This is a genomic window from Pseudomonas sp. ML96 (genome assembly GCF_000761545.1).
Lineage (GTDB): Bacteria > Pseudomonadota > Gammaproteobacteria > Pseudomonadales > Pseudomonadaceae > Aquipseudomonas.
In genome coordinates this window covers 192,721-213,230 of record NZ_JPMY01000009.1, presented here as the reverse complement: position 1 = coordinate 213,230, position 20,510 = coordinate 192,721, and the positions used below count along the sequence as shown (strand labels likewise).

General features: G+C 66.9%; 14 protein-coding genes. 3 read left to right on the top strand and 11 right to left on the bottom strand.

The genetic code is table 11. The annotated features are described in order from the left end of the window. Positions 1-284: 284 nt before the first annotated feature. From selO to IP89_RS06580, 4 genes are all read right to left on the bottom strand, one after another. A complete protein-coding gene (gene selO / locus IP89_RS06595) occupies positions 285-1,745 on the bottom strand; it encodes a protein adenylyltransferase SelO (RefSeq protein WP_043308508.1) in 1,461 nt (486 codons plus the stop codon). A 69-nt stretch (positions 1,746-1,814) separates the two neighbouring features. Next, entirely contained in the window at positions 1,815-5,129 is a 3,315-nt protein-coding gene (gene mscK, locus IP89_RS06590; protein WP_052080984.1) for a mechanosensitive channel MscK, read from the bottom strand. Between the two features lie 126 nt (positions 5,130-5,255). Beyond that, positions 5,256-6,998 carry a potassium/proton antiporter gene (locus IP89_RS06585; protein ID WP_043308507.1) on the bottom strand — a complete coding sequence of 581 codons (1,743 nt, stop codon included), beginning with the start codon at positions 6,996-6,998 and terminating at the stop codon, positions 5,256-5,258. 185 nt (positions 6,999-7,183) lie between these two features. Then, on the bottom strand, positions 7,184-8,986 hold the full coding sequence (locus IP89_RS06580; RefSeq protein WP_043308506.1) for an acyl-CoA dehydrogenase: 1,803 nt from the start codon (positions 8,984-8,986) through the stop codon (positions 7,184-7,186). A gap of 146 nt (positions 8,987-9,132) precedes the next feature. Here IP89_RS06580 and IP89_RS06575 point away from each other — a divergent pair, with 146 nt between their 5' ends. Beyond that, positions 9,133-9,969 carry a 23S rRNA (adenine(2030)-N(6))-methyltransferase RlmJ gene (locus IP89_RS06575; RefSeq protein WP_043308505.1) on the top strand — a complete coding sequence of 279 codons (837 nt, stop codon included), beginning with the start codon at positions 9,133-9,135 and terminating at the stop codon, positions 9,967-9,969. A gap of 164 nt (positions 9,970-10,133) precedes the next feature. Here the strand turns inward: IP89_RS06575 and IP89_RS06570 are convergent, their stop codons facing one another. The 4 genes from IP89_RS06570 to IP89_RS06555 all read right to left on the bottom strand — a co-directional run bounded on the left by IP89_RS06570 (position 10,134) and on the right by IP89_RS06555 (position 15,184). Beyond that, positions 10,134-11,501, bottom strand: coding sequence for a CSLREA domain-containing protein (locus IP89_RS06570; RefSeq protein ID WP_043308504.1), 1,368 nt, complete (start codon positions 11,499-11,501; stop codon positions 10,134-10,136). Positions 11,502-11,587: 86 nt separating this feature from the next. After that, entirely contained in the window at positions 11,588-12,406 is an 819-nt protein-coding gene (locus IP89_RS23690) for a methyl-accepting chemotaxis protein (RefSeq protein ID WP_256203116.1), read from the bottom strand. A 394-nt stretch (positions 12,407-12,800) separates the two neighbouring features. Continuing rightward, positions 12,801-13,793 (bottom strand): TRAP transporter substrate-binding protein, encoded by a 993-nt coding sequence (locus IP89_RS06560; protein ID WP_043308503.1) that lies wholly within the window; start codon positions 13,791-13,793, stop codon positions 12,801-12,803. A gap of 134 nt (positions 13,794-13,927) precedes the next feature. After that, positions 13,928-15,184 carry an HD-GYP domain-containing protein gene (locus IP89_RS06555; protein ID WP_043308502.1) on the bottom strand — a complete coding sequence of 419 codons (1,257 nt, stop codon included), beginning with the start codon at positions 15,182-15,184 and terminating at the stop codon, positions 13,928-13,930. 373 nt (positions 15,185-15,557) lie between these two features. On the opposite strand from IP89_RS06555, the gene IP89_RS06550 reads away from it, so the two are divergent. Then, positions 15,558-17,132, top strand: coding sequence for a malate:quinone oxidoreductase (locus IP89_RS06550; protein WP_043308501.1), 1,575 nt, complete (start codon positions 15,558-15,560; stop codon positions 17,130-17,132). Between the two features lie 34 nt (positions 17,133-17,166). Here IP89_RS06550 and IP89_RS06545 read toward each other — a convergent pair whose 3' ends face one another. Next, positions 17,167-17,718, bottom strand: coding sequence for a PadR family transcriptional regulator (locus IP89_RS06545; protein WP_043308500.1), 552 nt, complete (start codon positions 17,716-17,718; stop codon positions 17,167-17,169). Between the two features lie 134 nt (positions 17,719-17,852). Between IP89_RS06545 and IP89_RS06540 the strand changes: the two genes are divergently transcribed. After that, on the top strand, positions 17,853-19,508 hold the full coding sequence (locus IP89_RS06540) for an NAD(P)/FAD-dependent oxidoreductase (RefSeq protein ID WP_043308499.1): 1,656 nt from the start codon (positions 17,853-17,855) through the stop codon (positions 19,506-19,508). A 3-nt stretch (positions 19,509-19,511) separates the two neighbouring features. Here IP89_RS06540 and IP89_RS06535 read toward each other — a convergent pair whose 3' ends face one another. Both IP89_RS06535 and msrA read right to left on the bottom strand, forming a co-directional pair. Next, positions 19,512-19,709, bottom strand: coding sequence for a YjfB family protein (locus tag IP89_RS06535; protein WP_043308497.1), 198 nt, complete (start codon positions 19,707-19,709; stop codon positions 19,512-19,514). 62 nt (positions 19,710-19,771) lie between these two features. Continuing rightward, positions 19,772-20,419 (bottom strand): peptide-methionine (S)-S-oxide reductase MsrA, encoded by a 648-nt coding sequence (gene msrA, locus IP89_RS06530; protein ID WP_043308496.1) that lies wholly within the window; start codon positions 20,417-20,419, stop codon positions 19,772-19,774. Positions 20,420-20,510: the final 91 nt, after the last annotated feature.

Here is a 20,510-nt window from a genome sequence, read left to right as displayed (position 1 = left end):
TGTTGGCATGTTGCGCTCCTTGCATTGAGACGAGGACCGGATCGGTCCGGGAGCTCGGAGGAGTACAAGGGACGTGCCAGGCGACCTAAGACCAGTTACGGCGCGGCCTACAGCCAAGCTAGGCAAGGCCAAGAAAAGCGCTTGTGCGCCAGGTCACCAAAGGTTGTGCAACAACTGGCGCAGGGCTGTGCAGGGGCTTGCGCAGGGCGCCAGATGGGCGCGGGATGGGGCGTGGAGCGGGGACGAGAGGGAGTGGTGCGCAGAAAACTGCGCACCTGTGTGGCTCAGGACGAGCAGCTGATTTCCAGATGCTTGCCCCATTCCGGCGGGCGCTCGGTGTAGCGCTGCATGCCAGGCTGCTCCTCGAAGGGATTCGCCAGCACCGCGTGCAGTTCACGCACCGGACCGTAGTCGCCTTGTTCGGCGGCGCTGATGGCGTTCTGCGCCAGGTAGTTGCGCAGCAGGTAGAGTGGGTTGACCGCGTGCATGCGCGTACGCCGTGCGGCCTGCTCGCCGCCTTCGCGTTCGCTGCGGGCCAGGTACTGCGCGCCCCACTGGTCGAAGCCGGCCAGGTCGACGAAGTCCTCGCGCAGTTGCGCCAGGGCCTCTGCCGGAGCCTGCTCGCCGAGGCGACGGAAGAACAGGGTGTAGTCCACTGCGCTGCTCTGCATCAGCTGCAGCAGGCGCTCGATCAGTTCGGCATCGCCGTCTTCGCCCTGGGTGAAGCCGAGGCGGCGACGCATCAGGTCCTGGTAGTGGGCCTGGAACAGCGGCAGGAACAGGCCGAGGCTCTCGCGCAGCTGTTCCACTTCGACGAAGGGAGTCAGCGCCTGGGCCAGTGCGGCCAGGTTCCAGTGGGTGATCGGTACCTGGTTGCTGAAGCTGTAGCGCCCCGCGTCGTCCGAGTGGTTGCAGATATGGTTGGCGTCGAAGTCGTCGAGGAAGGCGTAGGGGCCGTAGTCGAAGGTGATGCCGAGGATCGACATGTTGTCGCTGTTCATCACCCCGTGGCAGAAGCCATAGGCCTGCCACCGGGCGATCAGCTCGGCGTTGCGTTCGACGATCTCGCGGAACATTGCTGCCCAGGGATTTTCTGCCGCCTGGCACTCGGGGAAATGGCAGGCCAGCACGTGCTCACCCAGCTCGCGCAGGCGCTCGTGCTGGTTGGTGTAGTAGAAGTATTCGAAGTGGCCGAAGCGCACGTGGCTGGGCGCCAGGCGCAGCAGCATGGCACCGCTCTCCTGGCGCTCGCGCCACACTGGGGTGCTCGAGCCGGTGACACACAGCGCGCGCGAGGTCGGGATGCCGAGGGCGTGCATGTATTCGCTGGCGAGGAACTCGCGGATCGACGAGCGCAGCACGGCGCGGCCGTCGCCCATGCGCGAGTAGGGGGTCTGCCCAGCGCCCTTGAGGTGCAGGTCCCAGTGCTCGCCGGCAGCGTTGACCACCTCGCCCAGCAGCAGACCGCGGCCGTCGCCCAGGCGGGGGTTGTAGACGCCGAACTGGTGCCCGGAATAGACCATCGCGCGCGGCTCGGCCTCGCTCCACAGCTTGTGCCCGGAGAACAGCTCGGCGAACACCGCGGAGTCGGCCTCGGCCGGGTCGAGATCGAGCAGGGCCATGGCCGCCGAGCTGGCGACCACCAGGCGCGGCTCGTCGAGAGGTTCGGGCAGTACCTCGGTGGAGAAGGCGTCGCCCAGGCGGGCGAAGCGATTGTCGAACTGCAGCGCGTCGAGAGTCTTCATAGGCTCAGCTTGTCATGCGGGCAACGCCCGGGGGAAATCGCCGGGATGGGCGGTCCCGGCGTTTGCTGGTCAGCTCGCCGGCTGCTGCGGTGCGTTGGTTTCGGCTTCTGCCTCCGCTGGGTGAGCGGCGGGCTTGCGGCTGAAGACCACGTCCATCTTCGGCGTCGAGGCGAGGTTGATGTCGTGCTCCTGGAACAGCTGGTCGATGCGTCGGTTCAGCTCGTCGGTGGCCAGGCCGCGATCGCCGAGTTCGCGTACGTAGATCTTGAGCTCGTGCTCCAGGGTGCTGGCACCGTAGGTTTTCAGCTGTACGTTGGGCGCCGGGTCGCGCAGCACGCGGCTGTTCTCCTGGGCTGCCTGCAACAGCAGCTTGCGCACCATCTCCAGGTCCGCGCCGCGGTTGACCGTGTAGACCAGCACGACACGGGTCACGGTATCGGTCAGGGTCCAGTTGATCAGCTGGCTGGTAAGGAGGATCTGGTTCGGCACTATCACTTCCTTGCGGTCGCTGTCGGTGATGTGCGTGGCGCGGATGCGGATACGGTTGACCGTGCCGGTGACGGTGCCGACGGTCACCAGGTCGCCGATGCGGATCGGCCGCTCGAACAGCAGGATCAGGCCGGAGATGAAGTTGGCGAAGATCGCCTGCATGCCGAAGCCGATACCCACGGAGAGCGCGGCGACCAGCCACTGCAGTTTGTCCCAGCTGACCCCGAGGGTGGACAGCGCGGTGACGAAGCCGATGCCGGCGATGGCGTAGGACAGCAAGGTGGTGGTGGCGTAGGCGCTGCCCTGGGCCAGGCGCAGCTTGGACAGCACCAGTACCTCCAGCAGGCCCGGCAGGTTGCGCGCCAGGGCGATGGTGATGCCGGCGATGATCAGCGCGCCGAGCACGTCGAGCAGGCTGATGGGGATCTGCGTGGCGGTGGCGCCGGTGCCGGCGGCATACTGGTACAGGGTGATCTGGTCGAGGTAGGCGAACACGCTGATCAGGTCAGCCCAGACCAGGTACATGCAGGCGAGGAAGCCGCCGAGCAGGGCCAGGCGGATCAGGCGCAGGGACTGCTGGTTGATCTGGTCGATGTCCAGGCCCGGCTCCTCGACCGCCACTTCGTCGCCTTGCTCGTTCTCCTTGGTCTGCGCCTGGCGCTTGGCCAGGACTCGGGCGTAGGCCAGGCGGCGCGCGGCTACCGCCAGGCCGCGGACGAAGGCGGCCTCGATCAGCAGGGCGAGGATCAGCAGGTAGAGGGTGTTGATCAGGCGGTCGGTGAGCTTGAGCGAGGTGTAGTAGTAGCCGAAGCCGACCGCGACGATGAAGGCCAGCGGCAGCAAGGACACGCCGATGCCGACCAGCAGGCGGAATGGCGAGGTCTGCTCGCGCATCGGCTCGGCCAGCAGCAGCTTGCCGAGGATCAGGGTCATCAGCGCGTAGCCGGTGAGCACCACGAGGATGCCAATCACGTCATCGGCCAGGGCCTGCGGCTGATGCTCGGCAACGGTCACCACCGCCACCAGCGCCATCACCACCAGGCCCAGGCGGCGCACCTGCTTGCTCAGCAGCGCCACCTGCGGGCGCGGCCAGCGGAAGTGCAGTTCGGCCACGCCACCGGGAGAGAGGATGCGGTACAGGGTGTAGAACACCAGCCAGGCCTGGGCCATCTCCAGCAGGGCGCTGCCGAGGGTGGCGTTCTGGCCGCGGGCGTCGACCAGCAGGGCCACGCCGCAGAGGGTGAGGAACAGGGTCACCGGCAGGGCCAGCAGCACGTTGAAGAGGATCGCCTTCGGCGTGTGCATCTGGCTGTCGCGCTTGTAGTGGCCGATGTCCTCGCTCAGCTTGCCGAGCTTGTCGTACAGCCAGCTACGGCGCCACAGCAGCGCGCCGATCACCAGCAACAGGGGAATGAACAGCCAGGGGCGGTCGACCAGGCCGGCGCCCAGCTCGCGCACGCCGGAGCCCCAGGGCATGGTTTTCAGCTGGCGTTCCAGCAGGTGCGGCAGCTGCTGCAGCCAGGCCAGGTCGAGCGGCTTGTTGCTGGGAATCCAGAACATCTGCTCGTCCAGCGTGGCACGCAGGGTGCCGATCATTTCCTGCAGCTGCTTCTGGTTCAGCTGCAGGGTGATGGACTCGTTGAGCAGGGTGTTCAGCTCACGGTTCATGTGCTGCAGCAGGTCGTTGCGGGTGGTCGCCAGGTCGAGCAGGGTCTTGCGCAGCTCGGGGGTAACCTGCTCGCTCGGCTGGCTGGCCAGCAGGTTGTCGACGTAGGCGTTGAGGTCGCCGAGCTTGTCGCGTTGCTGGTTCAGCTCGAACTGATACAGGCGGATGTCGGCGATCTCGTCGGCCAGGTTGCGGTCCAGCTGCGGGCGCGGCAGGGCCTGTTTCTGCTGGTAGAGGATCTTGGCCAGCAGCAGGCTGCCCTTGAGCACGCTGACCTGCTCATCCAGGGCCTGGGTGGCCTGCTGCACGCTATCGAGCTGCTGCTTGGCTTCCAGGTTCATCCGGGTCAGCTGGTTGAGGCGCTCGGTGGCGCGCAGCAGGTAGTCGGAAATCTTCAGGTTGGTGGCGCTTTCCTGGGCCAGCAGGCTGTCGGGAGTGGCCTTCTCGGCCTCGCGCGACAGTTCTGCGACCGTCTGCTCGGAGCTCTCGCGGCGCTTGTCGCTGATCAGCGTCTGCAGGTCGAGGCTTTCCTGGTCGAGGCGGCGGATGCGCTCCTGCAGCAGTTCGTGGCGCGCGCTGCCGAGGTCCTGTAGCAGGTTGTTGCCGGCCAGCTCCTGGCGGCGCAGTTCGGTCTGCGCCTCGAGCGCGGCCAATTCGGCGTTGAGCTGGTCGCGGTACTCGGGAGAGAGCGGCTTGCCGGCCTCCTTGCCGACCTTGAGCAGATTGTTGATCTGCATGCTGCGGGTCTGGTTGCTGCTGATCTCCGCCTGCGCACGCTCGGGGCGGGTTTGCGCAGTGATCAGCAGGCTGCTGGCCTCGGCCAGTTCCTGTTGCCAGTTGGCCAGCTGGTTGCTGCGCTCATCGAGCAGCTGTTCCAGCTGGGTGACGCTGGATTTGCCGTAGCGGCTGGCGACGTTCACCGGGGCGGTGTTCTTCAGCCGGTTGAATTCGCGCTGGGCCTCGCCGGTCAGGCGCGGTGCGTCGCGCAGCTGGATCTTCAGCGCCTCCAGCTTCTGCTGGCTCTCCAGGCGGCTGGCGAGGAAGGTGAGGGTGCCTTCCAGGCGCGCCTTCATGGCGTTGTTGTCGGCTTCCGGCAGCTTGCGGTCGCCGAGGGTGTCGAGCTGGGCCTGCACGGACTTGGCCGAAGGCGGCTCGGCCGCGGAGACAGGGGCTGAGGTCAGGCAGAGGCCGAGAAACAGACCGGCGAAGACGGGGCGCAGGAAAGACATGGTCGAGTGCTGGGCTCGTGGCAGGAAATGCGGCTAATGATATGCCAGGCGCCGTGACGGCGCCGAGGCGCAGGGCATGTTTGACGCCGGTTGGCGGCGCAGGTTCGCCCGCGCCGCGAATCGGCCTTAGAGGAACAGTCCGGGCTTGGCCTGGCCTTCGGGGAAGCGGACGCCGACCTTGCGCACCTTGTTGCCCTCCATCAGGGCCACGGTCCAGGTCAGACCGTTCCATTCCACCTGGTCGCCGAGAATCGGCTGACCGCCAATCTCGTGGGCGATGAAACGGCCCAGCGGCTGGTTGCCGTCCTCGTCGCCGAGCTTGAGGCCGTACAGGGCAGCGATCGCGCTGAGCTGGGCGTCGCCCTCCAGCACGAAGTCGCCGAAGAAGCGTAGGTCGGCGCTGCGTTGCGGCGCCTGGCTGAACAGTTTGCCGAGGGCCGACAGGTCGTGTTCGTGGCCGACCACGCAGAGGATATCGCCGGCGTCCAGGGTGGTACTGCCGGACGGGTGCAGCAGCTCGGTGCCGCGGAACAGCGCGGCGACGCGGGTGCCTTCCGGCATCTTCAGCTCGCGCAGCGGCGCGCCGATGCACCACTTCTCCGCGCCCAGGCGGTAGATGAATAGCTCCCACTCGCTGGTCGGGTGGATCTCCAGGCCGGCGCGCGAGATCGGCGCCGGCTCCGGCGGTACGGTGACGCGCAGCAGCCTGGCCGCCAGCGGCAGGCTGGCGCCCTGCAGCAGCAGCGACACCAGGACAATGAAGAAGGCCAGGTTGAAGTACAGCTGCGAGTGCTCCAGGCCGGCCATCATCGGGAACACGGCGAGGATGATCGGCACCGCGCCGCGCAGGCCGACCCAGGCGATGAAGACTTTCTCGCGGTCGTGGAAAGCGCGGAACGGCAGCAGGCCGATCACCACCGACAGCGGGCGGGCGAACAGGATCATCCACAGCGCCAGGCCCAGCGCCGGGATGGCGATGGGCAGCAGGTCGTGCGGGGTCACCAGCAGGCCGAGCACCAGGAACATGCCGATCTGCGCCAGCCAGGCCATGCCGTCGAGCATGTGCAGGATGCTGTGGCGCGAGCGGATCGGCCGGTTGCCCAGCACCAGGCCGCACAGGTAGGCGGCGAGGATGCCGCTGCCGTGCATGAAGTTGGTCAGGGCGAACACCAGCAAGCCGCCGCTCACCACCAGCAGCGGGTACAGGCCGTTGGGCAGGCTGACGCGATTGATCAGCTGCAGCAGCACCCAGCCGCCACCGAGGCCGAGCGCGGCGCCGATGCCGAATTCACTGAGCAGGTGGCCGACGAAGGCGATGCTGAAGTCGCTCTGGCCCTTGGCGAGCATGTCGATCAGGGTCACGGTGAGGAACACCGCCATCGGATCGTTGCTGCCGGATTCGATTTCCAGGGTCGCCGTGACCCGCTCGTTGAGGCCCTTGCCGCCAAGCAGGGAGAACACCGCGGCGGCGTCGGTGGAGCCGACGATGGCGCCGATCAACAGGCCCTGCATCATGTTCAGGTCGAACAGCCAGGCGGCGGCCATACCGGTCAGGCCGGTGGTGATCAGCACGCCGACCGTGGCCAGCGACAGCGCCGGCCACAGGGCCACGCGGAAGCTGGAAACCCGTGTGCGCAAGCCGCCGTCGAGGAGGATGATGGCCAGTGCCAGGTTGCCCACCAGGTAGGCCAGCGGGTAGTTGCTGAAGCCGATGCCGCCGGGACCGTCGACGCCGGCGACCATGCCCACGGCGAGGATGATCACCAGGATCGGGATGCCCAGGCGCGAGGACACCGAACTCACCAGGATGCTCGCTCCCACCAGCAATGCGCCGATCAGGAACAGGCTATTGATGGTGCTGGCGTCCAAGGGCGTACTCCGGGCGAAAAGGCGAGGGGCGACGCTCCAGGTTCTGCCCGCGCGCGGTCGCGGCGAGTAGAACCCAAGCAGAGATCATGCCGGATAATAACCTGCCGCTTTGCCATCCTGTCAAAAGGAAACGCCCCGCATGGTGCGGGGCGTTCTTCTCGGCAAATCAGCGGCTTAGCCGTGGATCAGAACCAGGCCTCGCGCATCGCCAGGCAGGTGTCGTCGCGAGCCTCGAGGATGGCCAGCTCGTGGTGGCAGCTCGGCACTTCCCAGGTCAGGAAGTAGCGCGCGGCCTGCAGCTTGCCTTGGTAGAACTCGGTGTCAGCGGCGTTGCCGCGCGCTAGACCTTCTTCGGCGCGGATCGCCTGTTCCAGCCAGCGCCAGCCGATCACCGCGTGGCCGAACACCTTGAGGTACAGCGCCGAGTTGGCCAGGCCCTGGTTGACCTTGCCGGCGAGCAGGTCGCCGAGCAGGGCCAGGGTCACGCCACCCAGTTTTTGTACCAACTGCTCCAGCGGCTCGCGCAGGCGGTTCAGCGACTCGAACGCCGCAGCGCGCTGGCAGGTGTCCTGGATCAGGCCCATCAGGCGCTTGAGCGCGGCGCCGCCGTTCATCGACACCTTGCGGCCGAGCAGATCGAGCGACTGGATGCCGTGGGTGCCTTCGTGGATCGGGTTCAGGCGGTTGTCGCGGTAGTACTGCTCCACCGGGTATTCGCGGGTGTAGCCGTGGCCGCCGAGCACCTGGATCGCCAGTTCGTTGGCCTTGAGGCAGAACTCGGATGGCCAGGATTTGACGATCGGGGTCAGCAGATCAAGCAGCTCCAGGGCCTGGGCGCGCTCTTCCGCAGTGGCCAGGGTGTGGGTGTCATCGAACAGGCGGGCGGCGTACAGGCCGAGGTCGAAGGCGCCTTCGACGTAGGCCTTCTGGGTCAGCAGCATGCGCCGTACGTCGGCGTGCTCGATGATCGCCACCTGCGGGCTGGTCGGGTCCTTGCCATCCGGATGACGACCCTGCGGGCGCTCGCGGGCGTACTCCAGCGAATAGAGGTAGCCGGCGTAGCCGAGCATGATCGCGCCCATGCCAACGCCGATGCGTGCCTCGTTCATCATCTGGAACATGTAGGACAGGCCGGCGTGCGGCTTGCCCACCAGATAGCCGACGCAGTCGCCGTTATCGCCGAAGTTCAGCGCGGTGGAGGTGGTGCCGCGCCAGCCCATCTTGTGGAACAGACCGGCCAGGGTCACGTCGTTGCGCTGGCCCAGCGAGCCGTCGTCGTTGACCAGGAACTTGGGCACTAGGAACAGGCTGATGCCCTTCACTCCGGGCGGTGCGTCCGGCAGCTTGGCCAGGACCATGTGCACGATGTTCTCGGAGATCGGCTGGTCGCCGCCGGAGATGAAGATCTTGTTGCCCTTCAGGCGGTAGCTGCCGTCGGCATGCGGCTCGGCCTTGGTGCGGATGTCCGACAGCGAGGAGCCGGCGTGCGGCTCGGTCAGGCCCATGGTGCCGAAGAAGCGGCCGTCGATGATCGGCTGCAGGTAACGGGCTTTCTGCTCGTCGCTGCCGAAGGCCTCGATCAGGTTGGCCACGCCCATGGTCAGCATCGAGTAGGAGCTGGTGGCGCAGTTGGCCGACTGGAAGTGCGCGAAGCAGGCCTGCGACAGCAGGTTGGGCAGCTGCATGCCTCCGGCCTCGAAGTCGCGGGTGGCATTGAGGAAGCCGGCCTCGTGGAAGGCCTTGAGCGCCGGGGCGACTTCCGGGATCAGCACTGCGGCGCCGTCCACGTACTGCGGTTCGTGCTCGTCGTTCTTGCGGTTGTGCGGGGCGAACAGCTCCTCGGCGATGCCGCGCGCGGTGGCGATGGCCGCGTCGAAGGTTTCGCGGTTGTGGTCGGCGAAGCGCTCGCGCTGGGTCAGGGCTTCGGCGTCCAGCACTTCGTAGAGTTCGAAGGCCAGGTTGCGGGAACTGAGCAGGGACTCGGACATGAAACGTGTCTCCGGTGGGATCTTCTTGAAGTCTAAGATTGTGAATAGAGGCCGCCTAGCAAGATTCACTTCCCTGATATTGGCCTAGAACCTGCCGTCGTCATCCCTTCGGGCTACAATTCGCGCCCCGCTTCAGGTGAACCGTCATGAACTACCGCCACGCCTTCCACGCCGGCAACCACGCCGACGTGCTCAAGCACATCGTCATCAGCCGCATCATCGCCCTGCTGTCACGCAAGGAGGCGCCGTTCGCCTACCTCGACAGCCATGCCGGCGTCGGCCTCTATGACCTGCAGGGCGATCAGGCGACCCGCACCGGCGAGTGGCTGGAAGGCATCGCCCGCCTGTGGGATGCGCCGGACCTGCCCGAGTCCACCGCCGACTACTTCGGCGTGCTGCGCACGCTCAACCCGGACGGTGCGCTGCGTTACTACCCCGGCTCGCCGGAGCTGGCCTGCCAGCTGACCCGCGAGCAGGACCGCGTGCTGCTCAACGAGAAGCATCCGGAAGACGGCCAGCTGCTGAAAGACAACATGAAGGGCGACCGCCGCGTGGCCGTGCACCTGGGCGAGGGCTGGCACGTGCCGCGCGCCCTGCTGCCGGTGGCGGAGAAGCGTGCGCTGCTGCTGATCGACCCGCCGTTCGAGAAGGCCGACGAGCTGGAACGCTGCGTCACCGCACTGGACGAGGCCATCGGCCGCATGCGCCAGACCGTGGTCGCCATCTGGTACCCGATCAAGGACGAGCGCCAGCTCAAGCGTTTCTACCAGGGCCTGGAGAAATCCAGCGCGCCCAAGCTGCTGCGCGTCGAGCTGTTCGTCCACGCGCCGGACGATGCCAATCGCCTGGCTGGCTCCGGCCTGGCCATCGCCAACGCGCCCTGGGGCCTGGAAGACGAGCTGAAACAGCTGCTGCCATGGCTGGCCGAGAAGCTGGCGCAGAGCCAGGGCAGCTTCCGCCTGGACTGGCTGATCGCCGACTGAGACCTTGTCTTAGAGCCTGTTTCGGATCTTTTGAGCTAGAGCCAGGCTAGGCAAAAACAGACGAGGACGCGGAGTTTACGAGCGGTAAATGAGCAGTCCGAGACGCCGTGTCCCGGTCTGTTTTTAACGACGCATGGCCGACGATCAAGAGAACCGGACAGGTTCTAGGGGCCGGCGCGTTCGAAGGCGCCGAGATCGCAGCGGGCGATGCCATCGCCGTCACCATCACGCGGACGAGTCAGGCGGCGCTGGTCATGGCTGGGGCAGGCGCCCTCGGCGCTGTCCAGGGCGGCGCTGCTGCGGCGCAGGGCGTGCGCCAGGGTGCCGTTGTTCTCCGCCAGGGGGAACAGCTCGCGCACCAGCACCTGGTCGTTGTCGACGCTGATGCTGCCGGTGCAGTTGCCGGCATCGCTGCCTAGCAGCAGGCCACGCACATTCATCGCCACGGCTCGGTCCTGCTGCAGGCAGTTGCGCGGCTCGCCGGTCTCGCGCTCACGGTTGCCGGCGATGATCACGTTGCGCAGGCTGACCGTGCCGTCCTCGTTGATCAGCCCGTAGCCGTCGTTCTCGGTGATGGTCACGTGGCTCAACGTGGCGCTGGGTGTGCCCATCGGTTGCGGGTTGTGGCGGTCGCCGTTGTCCAGCGCGGCGCCCTTGCCGCCGCCATAGTTGTCGCTGAGGGTGGCGTTGGTCAGGACCAGGCTGCCCAGGTTGAGGATGGCCCCACCCATGCCATCGGGGCCGACGCGGTTGCCGATCAGGGCTACCCGCGCCAGGTCCGCCGTGCCGCGGTTGAGCAGGCCGCAGCCCATGCCGAATTCGTGATAGTCGAGGCAGAGGTTGCGCTCGATGCGGCTGTCGCGCACCCGCAGGGTGCCTTCGTTGTACAGCGCGCCGCCCTGGCCCATGGTCATGTCGCCGCCATCCACCAGGTTGTTTTCCAGGCGGACGTGGTGCAGCTGCGCCGTGGCGAAGTTGGCCAGGGCGCCGCCACGGCTCTGCACGTTGGTGACATAGGCGTAGGTGCGGTTGTCACGCAGGGTCACGTCCATCGCGTGCAGGGTGCCGTGGTTACGGATGGCGCCGCCGTCGTAAACCGAGAGTCCACCCGTCAGGGTCAGGCCGCGCAGGCTGAGGCTGGCGTCTGGCTGGACGTCGAACAGGCGGTCGAGCCGCTTGCTATCGATCAGCGTTTGCTCTGGGCCGGCGCCGAGAATGGTGACCTGGCCGAGCAGATCGAAGTCGCCGGTGAGGTTGGCGTTCTCCTCGCGCGGCCATCCTTGCGCGTCCAGGCCGTTGGCCAGGCTCAGTTGATAGGTGCCGGCGCCGAGCAGGATCAGGCTAGGGCTGTCGGGTGTGGCATTGGCGGAGCTGATGGCCTCGCGCAGTGAGCAGTGCTGCGCCGTGCAGGCACCGTCGAATTCATCGGCCAGGGTGGTGACGCTCAGGGTCTGTGCCTCGGCCGGCAGGGCCAGGCAGGCCAGCAGGCCGAACGAGCGATACAGCGGGAGTGGCGGGCGGGGAGCGGACATGGCAGGCCTCGCGTGGGAGTGAACGGGGACTGCTGGGTTCTGCGGATTGACCGCAGCGCGCGCATCCCGGTTCCCGTTACCGCTTGCTAGGTCGTGCTGTGCTCGCGCAGGCGGGCGGCCAGTTCGGTCAGGGCCTGCTCCTGCTGGCGTAGATCGTCGAGGGCATCACTCGGCTCCGGCGGCGGAGTGAGCGTATTGGCCTGCAGCAGCTCGGCCAGGCGAGCGGCACCTGCCAGTGCCTGCGCCTGGGATTGACCCAGTTGTGCCAGCTGGGCAGCGATGCACTGCTGCGCTTCGTCTGCCGTCTGCGCATCGGCCTGGGCCAGTTGATTGGCCTGGGCGTCGGCCTGGCGCAGGGCGTCGAGCATCTCGGCCACTGTGCCGCGAATGGCCAGGGAGAAATCGGTGGAGCGGCTGGACAGCGCGCGTACCTCGTCTGCCACCACGGCGAAGCCGCGGCCACTCTCGCCGGCACGGGCTGCCTCGATGGCGGCGTTGAGCGCCAGCAGGTTGGTCTGCTTGGCGATGGCGTCCATGTCGTCGGTGGCGCGCAGGATGGTCTCGGCCTGCTGGGCGATGCCACGCATGCGTTCGGCCAGGCTGCCGGCCTGTTCACGGCTCTGCTGGCGCTGCTGCTTCAGGCGGCTCAGCGCGGCCTGGGCCTGCTGCTCGCTGGCGCTATCGGCGAGCGGCAGTTCGGCCTGCAGCGCGGCGGCTCTGTGGCTCTGCTGTTGCCGTTGTTCATCGAGATCCTGCCAGTGCTGCTGGCGCGTGCCGCGGGCGGTCAGCAACTGCTGGTGCAGGCGTTCGAGCTGTTCCTGCTGGCGGCTGCAGTGGGCTTGCAGTTCGTCGCTGAAGGGCGCGAGCCAGGCCGGTGTTTGTGGCTCGCTTGGGCGTGGCTGCATCAGCGCGCGCCAGTGGGTGGCGGTGGCCAGCGCGGGCAAGAAACCAAGGCTCAGGCACAGGCCGCAGAACAGGCAGATCCACAGCGGCAGGCCACCCCAGGCGCCGAGGCTGACCAGCAGCCAGGGCATTACCTGCAGCGCGATGGCTGAGGCACTGAAGGCCTTGGGCGGTATCTCGTGCAGATCGGAAAAGCGCGGGTTGTGCATGGCTGGCCGTGACTACTGCTGATAAGCGAACGGGCGGAGTTCGCAGAGTTTAGGCGTGTTTCCCGGCCGGGTGGAGGCTCATTTCGCTTGTTGATGGTGTGCCGGCGCTGGGCGGCATATGCCGCTGCGGCAGAGCGGGGGGAGGGGCCGAGGTCGCGCCGACAGCGGCGCGACCTGCCGGAAGGCGTCAGTTGCTGCGGCGGTTGACCTGCTTGGCGGCGTGGATGATGTCGCTGCCGATCTCGCCCTCGAACTGCTGCCAGACCGGCTGCATGGCCTGGCGCCAGGCCTCGCGCTCCTGGGCGGAGAGGCTCACCAGGGTGACCTGGCCGCTGGCGGCCAGGCGCTCGCGGGCCTCGCGGTTCTGCGCCTCGGCGGCGCGGTTCACCGTGTAGGTGACCTCGTCGATGATCGCGTCCAGCTCGATGCGCACGCTGTGCGACAGCGAGTACCAGAAGGTGCTGTTGGTCACCAGCATGTAGTCCAGCACGCCGTGGTTGCTCTCCACCATGTACGGCTGCACGGGCGCGTATTGTTGGCTGTAGAGGTTCGACCAGCTGTTCTCGGTGCCTTGCACGGTGCCGCTGCGCAGCGCCTGCAGGGTCTCGGCGAACGGCAGCTTGACCGCCTTGGCGCCGAGGTTCTGGAACTGGCTTTCCAGCACCGGCGAGGACTGGATGCGGAAGGCCAGGCCGGCGGCCGCGCCGGGCTTCTGCAGCGGCTGGGTGGCGGACAGCTGCTTCATGCCGTTGTGCCAATAGGCCAGGCCGGTGATGTCGCTCTTTTCCATGGAGCTGAGCAGCTGGCGGCCCTTGGCGCGCTTCTGGAAGCGGTTGACCGCGTCCAGGTCATCGAACAGGAAGGGCAGGTCGAATACCTGCAGCTTCGGCGTGTACTGGCTGAATTTCGACAGCGAGGGCGCCAGCAGCTGCACCTCGTTGTTCAGCAGGGCCTGCAGCTCGTCGCCGTCGCCATACAGGCTGGAGTTGGGGTACACCTCGACCCGCACCTGCTCGCCCAAGCGCTCCTCGACCAGCTTCTTGAACAGCAGGGCGCCCTGGCCCTTGGGCGTGTCGTCGGCGACGACGTGGGAGAACTTGATCAGGATGGGGCCGTCGGCGGCGGCAGTGGCATGGCCTGCCAGCAGGGCCAGGAGCAGGCCGCTGAATAGGGATTTCATCAGGAAGAACCTCGGTCGATGACTGCGAATATCCATCTCGCAGCCCTCTGGCCGCGGTGAGGGGGCGACCATAGCGCAGCTGGGTTACAGCCGCACTGCGACCATTGGCGAGGTGTGGCACAGGCCACTGAAATTCAGCGGCGAGGCTGGCGCGGGTCGACGTAGTAGCTCAGTTGCTGGCGCGGATTGAGGTATTCCAGCGCCTCTGGCGGTAGCTGCGCCGGGCGCAGGCTGCGGGCGATGGCCAGCGCCGGCTCCTGCTCCAGGTCGACGATCAGTGCCTCGTTCTTGGGGATGCTCGGCTCGTAGAGGATCAGCGTCGGCTTCAGCGGCAGGCTCGGGTGCATGGCCAGCACCAGGGCGTAACGCTCGTCCTCCAGCTGCACCAGGCTGCCCGGCGGGTACACGCCCATGCAGCGGATGAAGGCCTTCAGCGCCACGTCGTCGAAGCGCTCGCGCTGCTGCTTGAACATCAGCGCCAGGGCCTCGTGCGGACTCAGTGCGTCGCGCGGGTTGAGTGGGTTGCACAGGTTGTCGAACACGTTGACCAGGCTCACCACCCGGCTCAGGCGGCCGATGGCCGCCTCGCGCAGGCCCTTGGGGTAGCCGCTGCCGTCGCAGAATTCGTGGTGTTCCTGGATGACCCGCAGCACTTCATCGTCGAGCATCAGCTCGTGGCCACGGCGCACGCCGAAGTCGACATGCAGGTGCAGCAGCTGCTGCTCCGGGCGGGTCAGCGGCTCGGCCTTGAGCAGCACCTTGCTCGGCACTTCCAGCTTGCCGATATCGTGCAGCAGCGCGCCCAGGCCGATGCTGTGGCAGGCCTCGCTGTCGTAGCCGAGCTGGCGGCCGAGCATCAGTGACAGCACGGTGACGTTGAGTGGGTGCACGTAGGCATCGTCGGCGGCCTTGCCATTGATGCTGTGCAGCGCCGCGCCGTCTTCGCCGAGCAGTGCGTCGACCAGCTCGCGAACCACCTCGCCGGCGGCTTTGAGCGCTTCCTCCGGCTGGTTGCGCAGGGTCTGGTTGAGCGCCTTGACCCGCTGGCTGGCCTGCACGAAGGTGCGGTCGACCTCGGCCAGGCGCTTGCGCAGCGCGCTGAGCTTGGCTGCGCGCGACTGACGGGCCTGCTCCTCGGCGCTGGGCGGCGCCGGTTCCTCGACCTGCGCCTGCGCTTCGGCCGGCGCCAGCTCCAGCGGCTCGCAGTCGCTGCGCGCCGGCTCGTAGCGCACCTGCGCCAGGCCCAGCTCGCGCAGGGCCTGCAGCTGGCCGTCATCCTTGATCTTGAAACTGCTGAAGGCGAAGTTGTGCTCCCACCAGCTCAGGTCCAGGTGGACATACAGGCCCACGCAGAGCTGTTCGGGGGAGATGAGGTGGGTAGTCGCGGGCATGCCGTTCGGGTGCTGGTGGCTCTTTGCCTGCAGTCTACCCCCTGGCGCCGGCCGGTGGCAGAGGCGCCGCGATTGGCGGGTTGCCGCCGTTGCGCTGGCGGGATTCGGCCATCTGCAGCGCGGCGATCCGCTGCAGGCCGCGAAATACCTGGGGTGCAGAGCCGGCATCGGTTTTGCTAAAGGCAGCGCGACCTTTTGTCTCAGTCATCGGCAAAAGCCGTCAACTTCGGGCCAGTCCGGCGGTCAACCGACTGGACGGCCTTTCGCCACGACTCCCGTCACCGCCGGACGACCGCGCCTCAGAAAGTGCGGCCCGGCCCAGGGAACCGTCGATTCGCCTTGCCAACCGCACAACTGGAAATGGTCGTTCACCATGAAAAAGCTTCTATTGATCCTTAGCTGCCTGGTTGCAGTGGGCTGCTCGCAGCCGCCAGCGCCAGAGAAAACCGTCGATGTGCTGCTGATCGGCGGCGGCATCATGAGTGCCACCCTCGGCACCTATCTCAACGAGCTCGAGCCGGGCTGGAGCATCGACATCTACGAGCGCATGGACAAGGTCGCCGACGAGAGTTCCAACGCCTGGAACAACGCCGGCACCGGCCACTCGGCCTTCTGCGAGCTGAACTACACGCCGGAGACCGCCGACGGCGGCATCGACATCAGCAAGGCCGTGGGCATCAACGAGAGCTTCGAGATCTCCAAGCAGTTCTGGGCCTACCAGATCGACCAGGGCGTGCTGAAGGAGCCGAAGTCCTTCATCAACAACGTGCCGCACATGAGCTTCGTCTGGGGTGACGACAACGTTGCCTACCTGAAGAAACGCCACGCCGCCCTGCAGCACAGCAACCTGTTCCGTGGCATGGAGTACTCCGAGGACCCGGCGCAGATCGCCCAGTGGGTGCCGCTGGTGATGGCCGACCGCGACCCGGCGCAGAAGATCGCCGCCACCCGTATGCCGATCGGCACCGACGTCAACTTCGGCGAGATCACCAAGCAGCTGGTCGCCTCGCTGACCCAGCGCGAAGGTGTGTCGCTGCACCTGAGCCATGAAGTGCGCGATATCACCCGCAACGACGACGACACCTGGAACGTGGTGGTGGCGGACCTCGCCAACGGCGAGAAGGAAACCAGCGTCAACGCCAAGTTCGTCTTCATCGGTGCCGGCGGCGCGGCCCTGCCGCTGCTGCAGAAGTCCGGCATTCCGGAGGCCGACGGCTACGCCGGCTTCCCGGTCGGTGGCCAGTTCCTGATGACCAAGAACCCGGAGATCGTCGCCCAGCACCAGGCCAAGCTGTACGGCAAGGCCTCGGTCGGCTCGCCGCCCATGTCGGTGCCGCACCTCGACACCCGCGTGATCGACGGGCAGAAGGTCTTGCTGTTCGGGCCCTTCGCCACCTTCTCCAGCAAGTTCCTCAAGAACGGCTCGCTGTGGGACATGTTCGCCGCCATCAGCACCGACAACATCGGCCCGATGACCCACGCCGGCTGGGACAACATGGACCTGACCCAGTACCTGGTGGGCCAGCTGATGCTCAGCGAGGAAGACCGCATGCACGCCCTGCGCGAGTACTTCCCGGATGCGCGTGACGAAGATTGGCAGCTGATCACCGCCGGCCAGCGCGTGCAGGTGATCAAGAAGGACGCCGAGCACGGTGGCGTGCTGCAGTTCGGCACCGAGGTGGTGAGCGCCGCCGACGGCAGCATCGCCGCGCTGCTGGGCGCCTCGCCGGGTGCCTCGACCGCCGCGCCGATCATGCTCTCGGTGCTGGAGAAAACCTTCAAGGACAAGGTTGCCTCGCCCGAGTGGCAGGCGCGCCTGAAGGAGATCATCCCGTCCTACGGACAGAAGCTGAACGACGACCTGGAACTGACCAACCGCATCCGCGCCTACAGCAGCGAGCGCCTGCAGCTGGTGCACGTGCCGGTCGAGGCCGACACCACGCTGTAACCCTCGCGAGGCCGCCAGCCGGCGGCCTCCATGCTCAAGCGGGCGAGCTGGCCATCTGAGCCAGCTCCGCCTCCACCTCCGCCGCCCAGGCCAGCCACGACTGTTCGCCGAGAATGCCGCGGCGCAAGGTTAGATAGGGCAGGCGCAGGGCCTGGCGCTGCTCGGCCGGCAGGGCCTGGTAGTCGTGCTCGATACTCAACAGGCTGTCCAGGGTCTTGCGGTGCACGGCCACGTGCCGGCGCACTTCCTCGTGCAGGTTGCCTGGCGTGGTGTGGGCGCCGCCGAACAGCTTCACCAGCAAGGCATCGTTGATCTTGTTCGGCTGTACCGGCTCGTCCAGCCAGCGCAGCAGCTCGGCGTGCCCGCTCGCGGTGAGGCGGTGGATCTTCTTGTCCGGACGGGTCTCCTGGGCCTGCGCCTCGCTGTCCAGCCAGCCGGCCTGGTTGAGCTTCTTCAGCTCCTGGTAGACCTGCTGGTGCTTGGCGTTCCAGAAGTAGCCGAGGCCCTCCTTGAAGCGCTTGAGCAGGTCGTAGCCACTGCCGGGCTCGCTTTCCAGAAGAATGAGAATGGCGTGCTTGAGCGACATGGCTAACTCGCGGTGGGGAGATGCGCCGCAGTATACGAATTATGCAAAAAGTTGCATGGTCGGCATTCGTGGCTATTATGCAAAAACTTGCATATAAGCAATCTTGCATAACAACAACGACGCAGGAGCCCCCCATGAAACGCACCGGTACACGCTTTCGCTCACGCCTGGTCGCCCAGGACTACGACGCCATCATCATCGGCTCCGGCATCGGCGGCCTCACCGCCGCGGCGCTGCTGAGCAAGCTGGGCAAGCGCGTGTGCGTGCTCGAGCAGCATTACACCGCCGGCGGCTACACCCACAGCTACGAGCGCGAGGGCTACGAGTGGGACGTGGGCGTGCACTACATCGGCGAGGTGCACAAACCCTGGTCGGTGATCCGCCGGGTGTTCGACGTGATCAGCGACGGCAAGATCGAATGGGCGCCGATGGACCCGCACTACGACCGCATCGTCATCGGCGAGCAAAGCTACGACTACGTGGCCGGCCGCGAGGAGTTCAAGGCCGAGATCAAGCGCCACTTCCCCGGCGAGGCGGCGGCCATCGACCGCTATGTCGAGTTGCTCAGCGAGGTCAGCTCCCGGGTACCGCGCTTCTTCGCCGGCCAGGCCCTGCCGCGCGGGTTGGGCATGCTCTACGCCAAGCTGCGCCGCCTGTGGCTGCCGGACTACTGCTTCAAGACTACCCGCGAAGTGCTCGAAGGTCTGACCTCGAATCAGGAACTGATCGGCGTGCTCACCGCCCAGTGGGGCGACTACGGCCTGCCGCCGGCCGAGTCGTCGTTCCTCATGCACGCCATGGTGGCCAAGCACTACATCACCGGCGGCAACTACCCGGTGGGCGGCGCGACCAAGATTTCCGAGAGCATCATTCCGCTGATCGAGGCCGCTGGCGGCCACGTCTTCACCTATGCCGGGGTGGAGCAGATCCTGGTGGAGAACGGCCGCGCCGTGGGCGTGCGTCTGCAGAAGGACGGCGTGGAGATTCGCGCGCCGCAGATCGTCAGCTGCGCCGGCCTGGTGCCGACCTATACCCGCCTGATCGAACCACAGGTGGCCAGCGCGCATGGCCTGCTGGAGCCGCTGCAGCAGGTCAAGTTGTCGGCCGCCAGCCTGTGCCTGTACGCCGGCTTCAAGGGCAGCGCCGCCGAGCTGGGCCTGCCGAAGACCAACTACTGGGTCTACCCGACCCACGATCACGACTACAACGTGAGCAGCTTCGCCAGCGGGCAGAACCCGGCGATGCCGCTGATCTACATCAGCTTCCCCTCGGCCAAGGACCCGGCCTGGGACGCCCACTACCCGCACAAGGCGACGGTGGAGATCGTCGCGCCGACCCTGCCGCAGTGGTTCGCGCAGTGGAAGGGCAGCACCTGGGGCAAGCGCGGCGCCGAGTACGAGGCGTTCAAGGCGCAGCTCACCGAGCATTTGCTGGAGGTGCTCTACCGCCACCAGCCGCAGCTACGCGGCGCCCTGGACTTCTGCGAGCTGGCCACGCCGCTGTCCACCGAGTGGTTCCAGTGGAACGAGGAGGGCGAGATCTACGGCATCGACCACACGGTGCAGCGTTTCGAGCAGCACTGGATTCACAGCCAGACGCCGATCAAGGGCCTCTACCTGACCGGCGCCGACACCGTCACCGCCGGCGTCGGCGGTGCGTTGATGGCCGGTGTGCTGACCGCCACGCGCATGCTTGGCTGGCGCGGCTACAAGGTGGGCAAGCTGCTCAAGGATTGGCAGGCGAGCGCAGCGTCAGCTGACGAGCAGGCGGCCGCCAGCCAGCAGGCCTAGCGCTCAGGCCATCACGTCGATGGAATTGCCCAGGTTGGGCGGATTGCTCGGCGGGGTGACCTGCGGGATCGCCTGGATCAGGCCGATGGCGCTCTCGGCCTGCAGATCCAGGGTCTTGCTCAGGATCAGCAGCGAAGCCTGCGCCGCCGCCTGGGTGGCGTTGGCGTTGGAGACGGCGCTGGCGATATTGCTCAGTTCCATGCGGTTTTCTCCGAAAGGGGCGACCTATCGGGTCGACCCCACGCAGGTCGCAGAGGTTCCCCTCAGCCTGGCAGGCACACGCCGGTGCCGCCCAGGCCGCAGTAACCGCCGGGGTTCTTCGCCAGGTACTGCTGGTGGTAGGCCTCGGCGTAGTAGAAGGGTGGCGCGTCGTCGACTTCGGTGGTGATGGCGCCCAGGCCGGCCTTCTCCAGCTCGGCCTGGAATTGCGCCTGGCTGGCCTCGGCGGCGGCGCGCTGGGCGGCGTCGAAGCAGTAGATGGCCGAACGGTACTGGGTGCCGATGTCGTTGCCCTGGCGCATGCCCTGGGTCGGGTTGTGCGCCTCCCAGAACACCTTGAGCAGCTGCTGATAGCTGGTCTGCTGCGGATCGAACACCACCAGCACCACCTCGGTATGCCCGGTCAGGCCGGAGCAGACTTCCTCGTAGGTCGGGTTCGGCGTATGGCCGCCGGCATAGCCGACCGCGGTGCTCCACACGCCTGGCTGTTGCCAGAAGCGCCGCTCGGCACCCCAGAAGCAGCCAAGGGCGAACACCGCCTGCTGCAGGCCGGCGGGGAAGGGTGCCTTGAGCGGGTTGCCGTTGACGTAATGGGCTGCGGGGACCGCCAGGGGCTCGGCGCGGCCCGGCAGGGCCTGCTCGGCGCTGGGCAGTTCGAGCTTGTGGGCGAGGATTTGCGAACGCAGAACCATGATGCTGTTCCTGTGCGATGAGGAATGGGGGATAGCTTACTCCGCGGGCGGGCGGTTGCAGCCGTTGCATAGACCCGCAGGGTCTCGGGGC

Excerpts from the sequence above, each read along its gene's own strand:
- IP89_RS06560 (WP_043308503.1), bottom strand. The coding sequence starts at position 13,793 with ATGAAATCCCTATTCAGCGGCCTGCTCCTGGCCCTGCTGGCAGGCCAT.
- IP89_RS23690 (WP_256203116.1), bottom strand. The coding sequence starts at position 12,406 with ATGCAGCCACGCCCAAGCGAGCCACAAACACCGGCCTGGCTCGCGCCC.
- IP89_RS06570 (WP_043308504.1), bottom strand. The coding sequence starts at position 11,501 with ATGTCCGCTCCCCGCCCGCCACTCCCGCTGTATCGCTCGTTCGGCCTG.
- IP89_RS06550 (WP_043308501.1), top strand. The coding sequence starts at position 15,558 with ATGAAAAAGCTTCTATTGATCCTTAGCTGCCTGGTTGCAGTGGGCTGC.
- IP89_RS06555 (WP_043308502.1), bottom strand. The coding sequence starts at position 15,184 with ATGCCCGCGACTACCCACCTCATCTCCCCCGAACAGCTCTGCGTGGGC.
- IP89_RS06580 (WP_043308506.1), bottom strand. The coding sequence starts at position 8,986 with ATGTCCGAGTCCCTGCTCAGTTCCCGCAACCTGGCCTTCGAACTCTAC.
- IP89_RS06575 (WP_043308505.1), top strand. The coding sequence starts at position 9,133 with ATGAACTACCGCCACGCCTTCCACGCCGGCAACCACGCCGACGTGCTC.
- msrA (WP_043308496.1), bottom strand. The coding sequence starts at position 20,419 with ATGGTTCTGCGTTCGCAAATCCTCGCCCACAAGCTCGAACTGCCCAGC.
- mscK (WP_052080984.1), bottom strand. The coding sequence starts at position 5,129 with ATGTCTTTCCTGCGCCCCGTCTTCGCCGGTCTGTTTCTCGGCCTCTGC.
- IP89_RS06540 (WP_043308499.1), top strand. The coding sequence starts at position 17,853 with ATGAAACGCACCGGTACACGCTTTCGCTCACGCCTGGTCGCCCAGGAC.
- IP89_RS06535 (WP_043308497.1), bottom strand. The coding sequence starts at position 19,709 with ATGGAACTGAGCAATATCGCCAGCGCCGTCTCCAACGCCAACGCCACC.
- selO (WP_043308508.1), bottom strand. The coding sequence starts at position 1,745 with ATGAAGACTCTCGACGCGCTGCAGTTCGACAATCGCTTCGCCCGCCTG.
- IP89_RS06545 (WP_043308500.1), bottom strand. The coding sequence starts at position 17,718 with ATGTCGCTCAAGCACGCCATTCTCATTCTTCTGGAAAGCGAGCCCGGC.